Annotated in this window: 1 protein-coding gene; it reads left to right on the forward strand. The window is 66.4% G+C overall.

Annotation, left to right across the window (positions count from 1 at the left end; translation table 11 throughout):
* The coding region (locus IH48_RS33900) for a SpnB-like Rossmann fold domain-containing protein (protein WP_037844032.1) at positions 1-569 on the forward strand (569 nt) is incomplete at both ends.

Below are 569 nucleotides of genomic sequence, written 5' to 3' on the forward strand. Positions count from 1 at the left end.
CACACGCCCCCTGCCGACCGAACAGCTCACCGACACCACCAAGACCATCCGAAACAGCCTCTTCCACATCGAATGGACCACACTGCCCGTCCAGGAGACGGCTCCCACTCCGGATACGGACGCGAACTGGGCCTGGCTGGATACCAAGCACTTCCCCCTCCACGCCGACGGAACGGCAGAGGGGAGCGATACACGCATCCCCCGGTTCAACAGCATCACCGCGCTCGCCGAGGCCCTCGACATCACCAAGCCTGCCACCGTCCTGTTGCCCTGCGTCTTCGGGTCTCTCGCCACGGAGCCCGGTGAGTCGGCGGCCTCCCTGACGGAGCTGCACCAGGCCACACACCACCTGCTCGCCCTGCTCCAGGAATGGCTGACCGACGAACGCCTCACCACCACCCGCCTGGTCATCTGCACCCGCAACGCCATCGCCACCGACCCCGACGAAGACATCCACGACCTCACCGCCTCACCCCTGTGGGGCCTCATCCGCACCGCACAGAGCGAAAACCCCGACCGCTTCACCCTCATCGACCTAGACACCACCCCCACCGACACCTCCGCCCTCA

This window comes from Streptomyces sp. NRRL F-5126, assembly GCF_000721265.1.
Lineage (GTDB): Bacteria > Actinomycetota > Actinomycetes > Streptomycetales > Streptomycetaceae > Streptomyces.